This window comes from Staphylococcus roterodami (assembly GCA_022493055.1).
GTDB classification, from domain to species: Bacteria; Bacillota; Bacilli; order Staphylococcales; family Staphylococcaceae; genus Staphylococcus; species Staphylococcus singaporensis.
In genome coordinates, this window is record CP092781.1 from 341,091 (window position 1) to 356,142 (window position 15,052).

Consider the following 15,052-nt stretch of genomic DNA (forward strand, 5'->3'; position numbering starts at 1 on the left):
GGATTATATGAATATAGTAGGGCACCATCACATATCAATGTATACAAAAGACGCAAAACTTAATAAGGATTTTTACACAAATATACTCGGTTTAAGGTTAGTAGAGGTATCAGTTAATCAAGATAGTCCAACAATGTATCATTTATTTTATGGTGATGAAATTGGATCAGCTGGCACACTTTTAACATTTTTTGAAATTCGAGATGCAGGTCATAAACGCCAAGGTACAGAGTCTATTTATAGATTATCATTATTAGTACCAGACGCTGAAGCACTTCAATTTTATGAATCACGACTTCATGATAATAGTATTAAGACAGAACGTTTAAACTATCTCGGACAAGAGGCAATTGCTTTTAAAGATGTAGATGATTTAGAAGTACTATTAATTGCAAATGATAACTATGAAATCCCTCATAAATGGAAGACTAATACTTATAGTGACATTCCTGAACAATTTCAAATTTTAGGATTAGGGCCAGTAGAATTAAGAGTTAGAGATGCGAAACGTACGATTGAATTTTTAGAAAATATATTAGGCTATCAAATGAAAGAAGGTTTTGAACATAGTGTAATGACTGTTGCACCGAAAGGGTTATATTCTGATTTTGTAGTTGTTGAACAACAAGGCGAACGAGAAAGACCAGGACGTGGTTATATCCATCATATTGCAGTAAATACACCGAAATTGAGTGATTTAGATGCAATTTACAAGAAATTACAACTACAACCACAAAATAATTCAGGCATTATAGATCGTTATTTCTTTAAATCTTTATATTATCGACATAATTCAATTATGTATGAATTCGCGACTGAAGAACCTGGATTCACTGTAGATACATCTGTTGAAGATTTAGGGAATAACTTAAACTTACCGGGCTTTTTAGAAGAGAAACGTGAACAAATAGAAAGTAAGTTACACAAAATGTAAAGGAGTATGTCTGATGGCAAAATTAGAGATGAATAAAAATGCACCGTTAGAATTTGGGTTATATTCATTAGGGGAGCATCTATTAAATCCATTTAAAGGTGAAAAAATAAGTTATGAGCAACGTATTAATGAAATTATTGAAGCAAGTAAGTTAGCTGATGAAGCGGGTATTGATGTCTTTGCTGTTGGTGAAAGTCATCAGGAACATTTTACGACGCAAGCCCATACAGTAGTATTAGGTGCCATCGCTCAAGCTACAAAGAATATTAAAGTCTCAAGCTCATCAACTATTATTAGTGCAACAGATCCTGTAAGAGTATTTGAAGATTTTGCGACGTTAGATTTAATTTCGCATGGCAGAGCTGAAATTGTTGCAGGTAGAGCATCAAGAACAGGTATCTTTGAATTATTTGGGTATGATTTAAAAGATTATGATGAATTATTTGAAGAAAAGTTAAATCTACTTCTAGAGTTAAATAAAACAGATCGTATTACTTGGTCTGGAAAATATCGTCCAGAACTTAGAAATATGAAAATATTCCCAAGACCAATCGATGATACATTGCCAATATGGCGTGCTGTTGGCGGACCACCTGCAAGTGCAATTAAAGCTGGTAAACAAGGTGTTCCGATGATGATTACTACACTTGGTGGTCCAGCAATGAACTTTAAAGGTTCTATAGATGCATATCGCCAAGCGGCAACTGAAGCAGGTTTTGATGCTTCTCCTGAGTCATTACCGGTAAGTACAGCAAGTTTATTTTATACAGCGGAAACAACGCAGGATGCTATGAGAGAGTTTTATCCACATTTGAATACGGGCATGTCATTTATCCGTGGCGTTGGATATCCAAAACAACAGTTTGCTAATTCTCCGGATTATCGTGAAGCGTTAATGGTTGGAAGTCCTCAACAAATTATTGAAAAGATATTGTATCAACATGAGTTGTATGGTCATCAACGCTTTATGGCTCAGTTAGATTTTGGTGGTGTACCTTTCGAAAATGTGATGAAAAATATAGAATTAATTGGTAACGAAATCATACCAGCTATTAAAAAGCATTTATCAAAATAGGAGGATAGTCATGATGAATATTGTATTATTGTCAGGCTCAACAGTCGGTTCTAAAACGAGAACTGCTATGGATTATTTAAAAAATGAATTAGAAGTCATCAATGAGGGACATCAAATAGAGTTGATGGATTTAAGAGATCTTGAATTAGAGTTTAGTGTTGGAAAGAACTATTTAGATACTTCAGGTGATGTGTACAAATTGACGACCTCTTTAATGCAGGCTGATGTGATTTTTATCGGTTTTCCAATTTTTCAAGCTTCCATACCAGGTTCTTTGAAAAATGTGTTTGATCTACTTCCGGTCAATGCGTTTCGTGACAAAGTAATAGGACTGATAGCTACAGCAGGTTCTAGCAAACACTATTTAATTCCTGAGATGCATTTAAAACCAATCCTTAGTTATATGAAAGCACATACGATGCAAACATATGTATTTATTGAAGAAAAAGACTTTTTGAATCAACAAATCGTTAATGATGATGTTGTATTTCGTTTAAAAACATTGGCGCAATCCACAATGCGAACTGCTAAAGTACAGCAGCAAGTGATTGAAGAAGAAAATAACCAATATGACTTTTAAAGGTCAAAAGATAAGACGCCCGGTCCACTAAATTATGTAATGCCTTCAAAACGTTAGATTTTTTTAGTCTAACGTTTTAGATGCATAGTATTAGTGAGAATTCGAGCGTCTTTTTATATTAACTATATAGCCAATGTACTACGATAAGGGCAAGCGAAGACAGGCATATTGAAGTAATAACAATAGTGATGAGTGGTTTGAGTGCACGATTTTTAAGGTCTTTAACTGCAACATTTAAACCTAATGCAACCATTGCCATTAACAAACAAATTGTTGATACAGTGTTTAAAATGTTTAACAATGTTGACGGAATAGTTACATATGTATTTATTAATGCCATAATAACAAACCCAATTAAAAAGTAAGGAATGCTAATACGACCATTGCTAGACGATTCTGATGAACGGAAACGCATAATTAAAATGAGTACTATCGTTAATGGGATCAATAAGAATACTCTGCCAAGTTTACCTAGAAGTGCAACTTTAAGTGCATCACTACCTCCGAAGCCACCAGCTAAGACAACGTGCGCAATTTCATGAAGACTTACTCCTGACCATGCACCATAAACATTTGTCGTCATTGAGAAGATAGCGTAGATTGCTGTATAGATAAGTGAAAATATAGTACCAATCAATGCAATGATACCTATACTAATGGCTGTATCCTTTTCGCGCGATTTGAATATAGGGGCAACTGCAGCAATAGCAGCAGCACCACAAACACCAGTACCTACACCGAGTAGTAAGGCGATATTTTTGTCACCATGCAATAATTTATTGACCAAGAGCATCATTACAATACTAAAAATAACGACGCCTACATCAATGGCCAATAATTTACTTCCTTGCCCGATAATGTCGAATATATTGAGTTTAAGTCCGTATAGGATAATTGCAAATCTTAATAAATATTTGGATGAAAATGTAATACCTGAGCTATATTTTTCAGGATATCCTTTAAAGTGACGATACAGAATAGAGATTAATATCGCGATAGTTAGTGCACCGACTTTATCTAATATTGGTAATTTAGCTACTAAAAAACTAAATAAAGCCACAATAAATGTTAATGATAGTCCAACAATAAAATGCTTGTTTTTCGATAATGCCATGAGCTGTACCCCCTTTAATAGCATTTTAGCACTGTTTTGTCGTATTTTTAAATATAAATTTGGAATGGTTAATAAATTGTTATTTCATTTAAGTTGTGTGACAGGAGGTTAGGGCATAAATCAAAGTAATAGGCACTAGAACGCTATATTGGTGGGGCTCCAACATAGAGAAATTGGAACCACAATTTCTACAAACAATGCAAGTTGGGGTGCGGGGCCCCAACATAGAGAAATTAGATTCACAATTTCTACAGGCAATGCAAGTTGGCGGGGCCCCAACTTAGAGAAATTGGAATCTCAATTTCTACAGGCAATGCAAGTTGGCGGGGCCCCAACATAGAGAAATTAGATTCACAATTTCTACAGACAATGCAAGTTGGCGGGGCCCCAACATAGAGAAATTTGATCCACAATTTCTACAGACAATGCAAGTTGGGGTGGGACAACAAATTTAAGCTACAATGCGTAACATTAATATGTTATTATAATGATAATTTACAGAATTATATGAAAAATGAATGAGGATGTGATGGTATGTTTGGAATGAAAGTGAATGAACAAATAACATTAAAAATTTTAGAAGCTCATGACACAGAAGCGCTTTTCAATTTAGTCAATCGTTCAAGAGATTCACTTAGGGAATGGTTACCTTGGGTAGATGCAACTGAGCAGCCATCAGATACGCGTGCGTTTATTAAAAGAGGGCTTTTGCAATTTGCGGATGGTAATGGGTTTCAGTGTGGCATTTGGTATGAAGGAAGGCTAGCTGGTGTAGTCGGTTTACATGAAATTAACCATATGCATAGAAAAACATCATTAGGATATTATTTGGATAAACAATTTGAGGGAAAAGGGGTTATGACACAAGCCGTCGAGACATTGATAAAGTATTGTTTCGAAGAGATTGGCTTAAATCGAATTGAAATAAGTGCCGCAGTTAATAATCGGAAAAGCCAAGCGATTCCTGAAAGGCTTGGGTTTACTAAAGAAGGAATGTTACGTGACAATGAATTATTAAATGGTGTTTATTCATCGAGTTATATTTATAGTTTATTGAAATCAGAATACGACCAAAAATAACAAATTAGACTTACAAAAGAGTGATGACATTTAAAATGGTATCGCTCTTTTATTTATTTTCTAAAAATAAAAGGTTGTTGACAGTATTATTTTATAACAATATAATGATTTTGATAATTATTATCATCTAGATGATGTTTATGGGAGTATGCTTTAAAACAGTCGTTTTAAGTGTAATGTATTATTTTAGCGTGTAGGGAATGCGAAAATAATATTTATAAGAACAAATCTATGGGGATAATAGAATTTCTATAATGAGGTGTCAAAATGAAAAAGTTAACAACGCTATTATTAGCATCAACGTTATTAATTGCTGCATGTGGGAACGACGATAGTAAGAAAGATGATTCAAAGGCATCGAAAAAAGATGACGGTATTAAAGCAGAGTTGAAACAAGCAACTAAAGCATATGATAAATATACTGATGAACAGTTGAATGACTTTTTAAAAGGAACAGAGAAATTTGTTAAAGCGATTGAAAATAATGATATGGCTCAAGCAAAAGCATTATATCCAAAAGTGCGTATGTATTATGAACGCTCTGAACCAGTTGCCGAAGCATTTGGTGACTTAGATCCTAAAATTGATGCGCGTCTAGCAGATATGAAAGAAGAGAAAAAAGAGAAAGAATGGTCAGGATATCATAAAATTGAAAAAGACTTATATGAAGATAACAAAATTGATGATATGACTAAAAAAGACGCACAACAATTATTAAAAGATGCTAAAGAATTACATGCAAAAGCAGATACCTTAGATATTACACCGAAATTAATGTTGCAAGGTTCTGTTGACCTATTAAATGAAGTTGCAACTTCTAAAATTACAGGTGAAGAAGAAATTTACTCGCATACAGATTTATATGATTTTAAAGCAAACGTTGAAGGTGCACAAAAAATTTATGATTTATTCAAACCAATCTTAGAGAAAAAAGATAAAAAATTAAGTGACGATATTCAAACAAACTTTGATAAAGTAAATCAACTTTTAGATAAATATAAAGATAAGAATGGTGGTTATGAATCATTTGAAAAAGTATCGAAAAAAGATCGTAAAGCATTTGCAGATGCCGTTAATGCATTAGGAGAGCCACTAAGTAAAATGGCTGTGATTACTGAATGACAAATTACGAACAAGTTAATGACAGCACACAATTTTCAAGACGTACATTTTTAAAAATGTTAGGTATTGGTGGTGCTGGTGTTGCAATTGGCGTGAGTGGTGTGGGAAGTGTTTGGTCCTTCAAATCGATGTTTAATACACCTGAAGACCCAGAAAAGGATGCATATGAATTTCATGGCAAAGTTCAACCAGGGATAACAACACCAACGCAAAAAACATGTCATTTTGTAGCATTAGATTTAAAATCAAAAGATCGTGATGCGATTAAGTCGATGTTTAAAAAGTGGACTGTTATGGCTGATCGAATGATGGATGGAGATACGGTTGGTAAAACAAGTAAGAATCCGCTAATGCCACCTGTAGACACTGGTGAAGCTATCGGTCTTGGTGCGAGTAAATTGACTCTTACCTTTGGTATTAGCAAATCGATGATGAAGAAAATAGGATTATCCGGTAAAATTCCTGATACTTTCAAAGATATACCGCATTTTCCAAATGATCAATTGGAAGAGGATTACAGTGATGGGGACATTATGATTCAAGCTTGTTCTAATGATTCGCAAGTTTCATTTCATGCAGTCCATAATTTAGTTCGTCCCTTTAGAGATGTCGTTAAGGTACGATGGACACAATCTGGTTTCATATCTGCTAAAGGTAAGGAAACGCCTAGAAATTTGATGGCTTTTAAAGATGGAACTATTAATCCTAGAAAAAGTAATCAACTGAAGGATTATGTATTCATTGATGATGGATGGGCGAAACATGGAACTTATTGTGTTGTCAGACGTATTCAAATACACATTGAGACATGGGACCGTACCGCATTAGAAGAACAAGAGGCGACATTTGGTCGTAAACGTCATAGTGGTGCACCTTTAACAGGTGGCAAAGAGTTTGATGAGATTGATTTGAAAGCGAAAGATAGTCACGGTGAGTACATTATAGATAAAGATGCGCATACGAGACTAGCGAAAGAAGCTAATACCTCCATTTTGCGTAGAGCATTTAATTATGTTGATGGTACCGATGAACGTACTGGTAACTTTGAGACAGGCTTACTTTTTATTGCTTTTCAAAAAGCGACAAAACAATTTATCGATATACAAAATAATTTAGGTAGTAATGATAAATTAAATGAATATATTACACATAGAGGGTCTACTTCATTTTTAGTGTTACCAGGTGTTAGTAAGGGAGGTTACCTTGGTGAAACATTATTTGATTAAAATTGTAGCGACGATAATTACTTTAGTTATGGTATTTAGCTTTGGATTATTAAAAAGTCAGGGAGCAGAACAGCATAGTATAAGTGATGTATATAGTGTGATAACGGATGCTAAATCTGCACTTTCAAATAATTCGATATCGAATGATAGTAAAAATAATGCAGTAAAAAAAGTTGTAAGTAGTGTGGGGAAATTATCACTTGATGACAACAGTGAAGGAAATGCTGTTAAATCAGACTTGAGAAAACTTAAAAATGCTAAATCGAATGCTGATCAAACAGATGCGTTATCACAATTGACGAAGTCATTAATTGCCTATGAAGAGAAGTTGGCTAGTAAAGATGCAGGTTCTAAAATTAAATTATTGCAACAGCAAATCGATGGTAAAGATAGAGCGATGACAAAAGCGATTAAAGATAAAAATAAAGCAGAGCTAGAATCGCTGAACAATAGTTTGAATCAGATTTGGACAAGTAATGAAACGGTGATTCGCAATTATGACGCAAATCAATATGGACGAATTGAAGTCGCATTACTGCAACTTAGAATCGCTATCCATAAGTCGCCATTAGATACAGCGAAAGTGTCACATGCTTGGACAACTTTTAAATCAAATATTGATCATGTCGATAAGAAAAGTAGTGCCTCTGAAAGTAATCAATTTCATGTATCGCAGTTGAATGATGAATTAGATAAAGCGATTAAAGCAATAGATAGCAATCAATTGTCGGATGCTGATACTGCACTTAAACATTTTATAGAAATTTGGCCGTATGTTGAAGGTCAAATTCAAACTAAAGACGGTGCTTTGTATACAAAAATTGAAGATAAAATACCTTATTATCAAAGTGTATTAGACGAACATAATAAATCCCACGTGAAAGATGGTTTAATAGATATAAACAATCAAATTAAAGAGGTTGTTGGCCATAGTTACAGCTTTGTTGATGTGATGATTATCTTTTTACGTGAAGGGCTAGAAGTGTTGTTAATTGTAATGACATTGACTACCATGACGCGTAATGTCAAAGATAAGAAAGGGACTGCAAGTGTTATTGGTGGTGCAATTGCCGGACTCGTACTGAGTATCATCTTAGCAATTACGTTTGTAGAAACTTTAGGTAATAGTGGCATTCTTCGTGAAAGTATGGAAGCGGGATTAGGTATTGTTGCGGTCATATTAATGTTTATCGTTGGTGTTTGGATGCACAAACGTTCAAATGCAAAACGTTGGAATGACATGATTAAAAATATGTATGCTAATGCGATTAGTAATGGTAATTTGGTGTTGTTAGCGACGATTGGTTTAATTTCTGTACTCCGTGAAGGAGTTGAGGTAATCATTTTCTATATGGGAATGATAGGTGAGCTAGCGACAAAAGATTTTATTATTGGTATTGCTTTAGCTATCGTTATTTTAATCATCTTTGCATTATTATTTAGATTTATAGTTAAATTAATACCTATTTTCTATATATTTAGAGTGTTGTCGATTTTTATTTTTATTATGGGATTCAAAATGCTTGGCGTAAGTATTCAAAAGTTACAATTATTAGGTGCTATGCCTAGACATGTCATTGAAGGATTCCCAACGATTAACTGGTTAGGATTCTATCCAAGTTATGAACCATTGATAGCACAAGTTGTATATATTATTATTGTAGCTTTCTTAATCTTTAAATTTAAAAAATAAAAAACAGGCCGAGTGCCTGTTTTTTTGTTGTGATGTTGGAAATATTCGGTATTGCAGTATAACGATAATCACAGCATTAATTCTTATAAGATTAGTGTGTTGGCGGTTTGCCTCGGCATGTGAACTTAACAATGAACATACTGAACTCAAAGAGCAATATGAGTGGCAATGTAAGTAATATATTTAATGTTAAATCGGGTGGTGCAATGATACTTGCTAATACAAAGCAAGCGAAATAAATATATTTTCGATAATGCTTCAATGATGTGGTATCTATAAGACCGAATTTTGCAAGACCTATGAATAATATTGGCAATTGGAATAAAATGCCAAAAGTGAAAAGCCAACGGATAAGTTCAACTAAATACGCTTTAAAGCCAATCACTGGCGAAATGTTCAAAGTGGTTGATAATTTTAAAGCGAATTGAATAATCATTGGAAAGCCAATATAAAATGCAAAAGCGACACCAAAAATAAATAAAAGTACGCTAAACAAGCTATATTTATAAATAAATTGACGTTCATTATCATGCAAACCAGGTGCAACAAACGCCCACAATTGATAAAACATAACCGGTGAAATGAGACAAAATGCAATAAAAAATATAATCATCACATATATTTGAATCATTTCAGTGAATGAAAAGGCATGTAAAGTTACATTTGCTCGAGTAATGTATGATATGACTGATGTCATCCACCAAAATGATGAAACATAAACGATAATGACTGCGACGACGAACGACAATAGTATTTTAACTAAACGATGACGTAGCTCGCTAAAATGAACTAGTAAGGTGTGGTCAGTATTATTAATCTTGCTCTCGCTGTTGTTTCGATTCCTTACTGGGTGTATCGTGAGACTCTTTATCTAAATCTTCTGTTGCAGATTTAAATTCTTTTAAAGTAGAACCAATGGCACGGCCAAATTGTGGTAATTTTTTCGGACCAAAAATGATCAAAGCGATAATGCTTATGACTACAAGACTAGTTGGGCCTGTAATGCCTAAAATGAAAGTGTTAGTTATCATGATAATCAACCTCGCTCAATAAGTAGTATATAGTACTTACTTTATACCGAACGATAATGATTATCAATAAAATTTTATAAAATAATTAAAATATTGCTATAAATATAGTTTATTGAGGGATTAATTCTGAAATAACAGCTTGGTCTTGCAAGTCGATATAAGTACAAGTACCCGCTTGAATATCGATATGCCATTTATAGATGCCAGCTTCAGCCATTTCATTACAAAATGTTTCAAAATCTGTTTGCCCTTGTTGATGTCTTGTTAAGACGTCTTGAACCATTGTTTTGTTTGATTTTTGAGCAACAGGAATCGTACTTTTCACAGATGAAGTAACGATATCATCTTCTGATTGATGTACGTATGTTGCAGTGCCATCTTGAATGTTGACGATATTGTAAGTCATACCCATATCTTTAAAAGCTTTGAATAGTTTTGGAAAATCAACACCAGTAAATTGTTGATGTGCTTGTTGAATTGCAGATAAAGTAAATGTCATAATAATCTCCTTTGAATGGTTTGATTTAGCGAAATACGCTATTGAATTACTGTTTGAAAATGCGCGCATAATACTAAAATTAGAATGCTGTTAATTATGAAGCAAGATTTAGCGAAAGTAAAAAAATACGGCTCGCAAGTGTTGAGAAATTTGAATCATAATTTAATAAATTGGTGAACGATGGTATTTTTTTGTGTGAATTTGACAAATATAGTTGTCAAAAAGACAAATATCATTTACAGTAGAATTAAGGAGTTGATGCGATGTGCGTAATCGATTGAAAGAGTTACGAGCACGAGATGGCTTAAATCAAACGCAGCTTGCCAAACTAGCTGGTGTTTCAAGACAAACCATTTCGCTAATTGAGCGAAACAATTTTATGCCATCAGTATTAACGGCAATAAAGATTGCTCGCATTTTCAATGAAACGGTGGAAACGGTTTTTATTATTGAGGAGGATGAAGCATGAAAATACTAAGATATATCGGATATCTTTTACTGGGTGGAATTGTAGGTGGTATCATTGGTGGAATTTTAGGTAACTTTGATGGATTTGGTATTGAGAACTTGACGTTTGCGACATATAACAATGTCGTTGTAATATCGATAGTTGCGACGATTATCATCATATTGGTAGAAGGCATTATTTTGATGAATCAAAGACGTGCATTGAAGTATAAGCAACTTGTAGATAAAGAAGTAGATATCGATGCAACAGATCAATATGAGTTGCTTGCGAATCGTTATGTTTTAAATGGAAATATATTAAGTATTCTGCAGACAGTTATTGCTTTTTTAGTATTGCTTATTTTTGTGGTAGGGCACGCTGCAGCAAATGCAATGCTATTCTTTTTAATACCATTTTTTGCTAGTGCTATTTTCAATACACAATTTACGCTGTTTAATAGAAGATTTGATGATAGAATGCCAAAAATTGCAGATAAGAATTACACTGAAAAGCGTTTGGAAATATTAGATGAAGGTGAACGACACATAGAATTGGTTGCATTGTTTAAAACTTATGCGATTAACTTATCAATATTGATACTAGCCATTATTTTTATAGGGTCTTATTCAATTGCTACAGGAATTAATCAAAGCTTCAGTTTGATACTTATCATCGCTATTTTCATATATAACGCTTTTAGTTATTTATTGAAGAGAAGACATTTTTATTAAAATTAAACAAAGAGGAGCATGGATATGACAACATTGTTAAACGTAGATCGTGTGAACAAACAATACAAAGATTCGGATTTTAAATTACAAGATGCATCTTTAACGATTTCTACTAATGAGACAGTAGGATTAATCGGGAAAAATGGCTCAGGTAAATCGACATTAATTAATATTCTAGTAGGCAATCGACATAAAGATAATGGTAGTATTGCATTTTTTGGAGAAGAACATGCTGCGGATGATGTCGAATATAAAGAACACATAGGTGTTGTGTTTGATGATCTGAGAGTACCTAATAAATTGACTATTAAAGATATTGATAAAGTATTTCAATCTATTTATACGACTTGGAATAGTCAAAAATTCTTTGATTTAATCAAATATTTCGAGTTGCCACTACAAACTAAAATTAAAACTTTTTCAAGAGGGATGCGAATGAAGATAGCTTTAACGATTGCGCTTTCTCATGATGTGAAGTTATTAATCTTAGATGAAGCAACTGCGGGTATGGATGTTTCTGGAAGAGAAGAAGTAATGGAAATACTAGAAGATTTTGTCGCACAAGGTGGAGGCATCTTAATATCATCGCATATTTCTGAAGATATTGAACATTTAGCGGATAAATTAGTGTTTATGAAAGATGGACGAATTATTTTAACTGAACAGAAAGATATACTGTTAGCACAATATGGAATCGTAACGACGGAAGATAAAGATGTCGAAATTCCTAAGCATTTAATGATTGCTTCTAGATTATCGAAGGGGAAACATCAAATTTTAGTTAAAGATTATGCAGAAATTGAAAATGCAGTGCCTTTAAAACACATTGATGAAGCTACAAAAATCATAATGCGAGGTGAAGTATAATGAAAGGTATGTTACTAAGTAGTTTTTATGCAACGAGAAAGCAAACATATATTTATTTTATTGTCGCTATAATAGCTGCGGGATACTTTTCAGTATTTAATCCGTTGATGAGTTCTGCAATGGCTGGGGTTATGTTAATTACACCCATTACTGATAATATTAAACATGAAAAAGATTCAAGATGGATGTACTATGTATCTACTTTACCGGCTAAACGAAGCGATTATATTAAGTCATACTTTGCCTTTTACTTAATCTTATTCGGTGCAAGTTTAATGATTGGATTAGTTGTGACTACGATTGTGACCCAAAGTGTGATAATTGGTATTATGTCATGTTTAATGAGTTTTGGCGTCATAGGGGCATACTCTATCATTTTCCCGTTGACATTTAAATTTGGCGCTGAAAACTCAAATGTCATTATGATATTTGCATCTATACTACTACTTATTTCTTTTATGGCCTTTTTCTTTATATATGGTATGGTTAGTGGTGCATCTGCATTAGAATTTGACAAAATTAGCACTGAAGGATGGCTAGTTGTCATAGCATATGCGGTCATTGGCATAGTTATAACAAGTGTTTCTTATATCTTGTCTATTAAAATTTTTAACAAACAAGAACTATAATTGTCGACTTTGGTGATGATAGTATTTGAAATAATATTTAGAGCAGATGATAAATCTTTACGATTGTCATCTGTTCTTTTTGGTGTGGAATGAAATGTGGGGGGATAAGTATAGGTGGCATATCTAGATTGATTTATTTGTTTTGAGGTGGTTATGTTGTGTGAGAATTATTTCCTTTTAGATAGTAGGTATTAGAGAATATATGTTATTTATGAGTATCATTTGATGATTGAATAGGCTAACGATTTCCTTGGAAATATTTAAAAACCTCGATCATGTAGCATAACTGAAGCTTGTCACAAAAGTATAATGTGAAGTTCGACACTTTTGGATTCAGTTCAAATACTTTGACCGAGGTAAATACTATTTATTCATGTCTATTACGTAGACGTTGATTTTTAAAATAAATCAGCATGATGCAGAAGGTTGCAACTGATACTGAGATAATCATTACATGGTCGTGACCTTTAAATAAAAGGCTGACAATATAAGATATAACGAGTATACCTAGTGAATATGAAATATACTTCGCATTTGTCAATTCGTTATGGAAATAAGGTGTAATTAACCATAATCCAATATAGAATACTAAAACACTGATGTACATCATATTAATTTCAAATAAGTCATTTAGTTTATTATTATTACTAAAAACAATTGCTTTGCATTAATAACACCTAAAGCGATATTGATTAACAAGTGTGTATACGACAATCGAAAACCGATGGATGTTAATTTATGATTAATATAATTTTCAGTAATAATCCAATATACACCGAAAAGGCTAATTAAAATCATAAATTGGAATATATAAATGTAACTAAAACGTTCAATACTAAATGATGAAGAAGCTAAACCGACAAGTACTTCACCAAAGATGATAATTGTCAGTAATGAAAAACGTTCTACTAAATGCATCATATTAACAGGTGACAATATGAGATATTTTTGGAATGGAATAAGTCCTGTTGCTGCTATAAATACACCTAAAAAACCAGGAATGTAATGGATACTTTGAGGTAGTACTAATGATAAAAATGATAAGAATGAAATCACAAAAGCTACAGTAGCAAAGGCTTGGCATGTACGCTTATCCCCATAATCTAAACCGGTACGTATATGTAACAAGTATTGTAAACCGATACTTAGATACATAATTGCAACGCATAAGAAGAATGGAAAGAATGTTTTTTCAAAGTCTGGATATAAGCTATTAGATAGAAAGACCATGATAAACATGTTGAACATCATAAACGAGACATCTTTAAATGTGACTTGACCAAATCGATTTGTAAAAAATGTTTGATGAGACCACATTAACCATAAAAATAAACTCATGACGATATATTTGAAAAATAATTCAGCTGAAATAGAACCATTTTGTGTTGTTAAAATCACATGTGCTATTTTTTGAATCGCATAAACGAAGATTAGATCAAAGAATAACTCATGAAATCCTGCACGTTTTTCAGCTAAATGTTTTGGCGTTAATGTATTAACCATGAAAATTTAACTCCTTTTGGATGTATAATTAATTTTCTAAGTATACTATGCATCTATTCTAGTGAAAAGGGGCTTTTTTATATTTTAGTATCGACGAAGCGTTTGAGATAGTTGATATGGAGATAGTTTCGAAATTGATGACAATATAGTTGCTGTAACGATAGATGAGAAGAACATTATGAAATCAACAGCAACAAAGTAGTTCCATAATTGACTGTAAAATGATGATAGCGTTGCACTTAATTATAATGATAATTTGTGGTAAATTAATTAATAATTTTGTACTATAGATGAGGATGATAGAGCAAAAATTAAAGTGTGAAGTGTTAGTATGAAAACGGTTGCGTTTCTAATTGCCCAATCAAATTACTACATTGTATAATATGTCTTGTTGAATGAATAACAAGTATTGAAAATGTAATATCGGTAGCAATCGAATTCATCATTTGGATGTTAACGAAATATTGGTTCATAAGACATGTTAGTTATAAAAATTGTATATATCATAAGGAGATGAATA

General features: G+C 32.9%; 15 protein-coding genes and 1 pseudogene. 11 read left to right on the plus strand and 5 right to left on the minus strand.

What is annotated here, in order from left to right:
* The first annotated feature begins 7 nt into the window (after positions 1 to 7).
* The 3 genes from ML436_01490 to ML436_01500 are packed head-to-tail and all read left to right on the plus strand — an operon-like array spanning position 8 to position 2,589.
* Positions 8 to 934 (plus strand): VOC family protein, encoded by a 927-nt coding sequence (locus ML436_01490; protein ID UMT78458.1) that lies wholly within the window; start codon positions 8 to 10, stop codon positions 932 to 934.
* Positions 935 to 947: 13 nt separating this feature from the next.
* The gene (locus ML436_01495) at positions 948 to 2,009 is read left to right on the plus strand and encodes an LLM class flavin-dependent oxidoreductase (GenBank protein UMT78459.1); all 1,062 of its coding nucleotides are present in this window, start codon (positions 948 to 950) and stop codon (positions 2,007 to 2,009) included.
* Positions 2,010 to 2,022: 13 nt separating this feature from the next.
* A complete protein-coding gene (locus ML436_01500) occupies positions 2,023 to 2,589 on the plus strand; it encodes an NAD(P)H-dependent oxidoreductase (GenBank protein UMT79465.1) in 567 nt (188 codons plus the stop codon).
* 118 nt (positions 2,590 to 2,707) lie between these two features.
* Here the strand turns inward: ML436_01500 and ML436_01505 are convergent, their stop codons facing one another.
* Entirely contained in the window at positions 2,708 to 3,703 is a 996-nt protein-coding gene (locus tag ML436_01505) for a YeiH family protein (protein UMT78460.1), read from the minus strand.
* A 534-nt stretch (positions 3,704 to 4,237) separates the two neighbouring features.
* Between ML436_01505 and ML436_01510 the strand changes: the two genes are divergently transcribed.
* The 4 genes from ML436_01510 to ML436_01525 all read left to right on the plus strand — a co-directional run bounded on the left by ML436_01510 (position 4,238) and on the right by ML436_01525 (position 8,824).
* Entirely contained in the window at positions 4,238 to 4,783 is a 546-nt protein-coding gene (locus ML436_01510; protein ID UMT78461.1) for a GNAT family N-acetyltransferase, read from the plus strand.
* Positions 4,784 to 5,050: 267 nt separating this feature from the next.
* A complete protein-coding gene (locus ML436_01515; GenBank protein UMT78462.1) occupies positions 5,051 to 5,905 on the plus strand; it encodes a hypothetical protein in 855 nt (284 codons plus the stop codon).
* Entirely contained in the window at positions 5,902 to 7,131 is a 1,230-nt protein-coding gene (gene efeB, locus ML436_01520; protein UMT78463.1) for an iron uptake transporter deferrochelatase/peroxidase subunit, read from the plus strand. Before ML436_01515 ends, efeB begins: the two co-directional genes overlap by 4 nt.
* Positions 7,112 to 8,824: an FTR1 family iron permease gene (locus ML436_01525; GenBank protein UMT78464.1), complete on the plus strand. Its 1,713-nt coding sequence runs from the start codon at positions 7,112 to 7,114 to the stop codon at positions 8,822 to 8,824. Before efeB ends, ML436_01525 begins: the two co-directional genes overlap by 20 nt.
* A 91-nt stretch (positions 8,825 to 8,915) precedes the next feature.
* Here ML436_01525 and tatC read toward each other — a convergent pair whose 3' ends face one another.
* The 3 genes from tatC to ML436_01540 all read right to left on the minus strand — a co-directional run bounded on the left by tatC (position 8,916) and on the right by ML436_01540 (position 10,354).
* A complete protein-coding gene (tatC, locus tag ML436_01530) occupies positions 8,916 to 9,641 on the minus strand; it encodes a twin-arginine translocase subunit TatC (protein ID UMT79466.1) in 726 nt (241 codons plus the stop codon).
* Entirely contained in the window at positions 9,637 to 9,864 is a 228-nt protein-coding gene (locus ML436_01535; GenBank protein ID UMT78465.1) for a twin-arginine translocase TatA/TatE family subunit, read from the minus strand. Before ML436_01535 ends, tatC begins: the two co-directional genes overlap by 5 nt.
* A 100-nt stretch (positions 9,865 to 9,964) precedes the next feature.
* Positions 9,965 to 10,354, minus strand: coding sequence for a DUF1398 family protein (locus ML436_01540; protein UMT78466.1), 390 nt, complete (start codon positions 10,352 to 10,354; stop codon positions 9,965 to 9,967).
* A 265-nt stretch (positions 10,355 to 10,619) separates the two neighbouring features.
* On the opposite strand from ML436_01540, the gene ML436_01545 reads away from it, so the two are divergent.
* The 4 genes from ML436_01545 to ML436_01560 are packed head-to-tail and all read left to right on the plus strand — an operon-like array spanning position 10,620 to position 13,029.
* On the plus strand, positions 10,620 to 10,823 hold the full coding sequence (locus ML436_01545) for a helix-turn-helix transcriptional regulator (GenBank protein UMT78467.1): 204 nt from the start codon (positions 10,620 to 10,622) through the stop codon (positions 10,821 to 10,823).
* The gene (locus tag ML436_01550; GenBank protein UMT78468.1) at positions 10,820 to 11,533 is read left to right on the plus strand and encodes a DUF3169 family protein; all 714 of its coding nucleotides are present in this window, start codon (positions 10,820 to 10,822) and stop codon (positions 11,531 to 11,533) included. Before ML436_01545 ends, ML436_01550 begins: the two co-directional genes overlap by 4 nt.
* A gap of 24 nt (positions 11,534 to 11,557) precedes the next feature.
* A complete protein-coding gene (locus ML436_01555) occupies positions 11,558 to 12,400 on the plus strand; it encodes an ABC transporter ATP-binding protein (protein ID UMT78469.1) in 843 nt (280 codons plus the stop codon).
* Positions 12,400 to 13,029 carry an ABC-2 transporter permease gene (locus tag ML436_01560; GenBank protein UMT78470.1) on the plus strand — a complete coding sequence of 210 codons (630 nt, stop codon included), beginning with the start codon at positions 12,400 to 12,402 and terminating at the stop codon, positions 13,027 to 13,029. Before ML436_01555 ends, ML436_01560 begins: the two co-directional genes overlap by 1 nt.
* A gap of 367 nt (positions 13,030 to 13,396) precedes the next feature.
* On the opposite strand, the pseudogene ML436_01565 reads toward ML436_01560, so the two are convergent.
* Positions 13,397 to 14,532 (minus strand): annotated as a pseudogene (locus ML436_01565) (low temperature requirement protein A).
* Between the last annotated feature and the right edge of the window lie 520 nt (positions 14,533 to 15,052).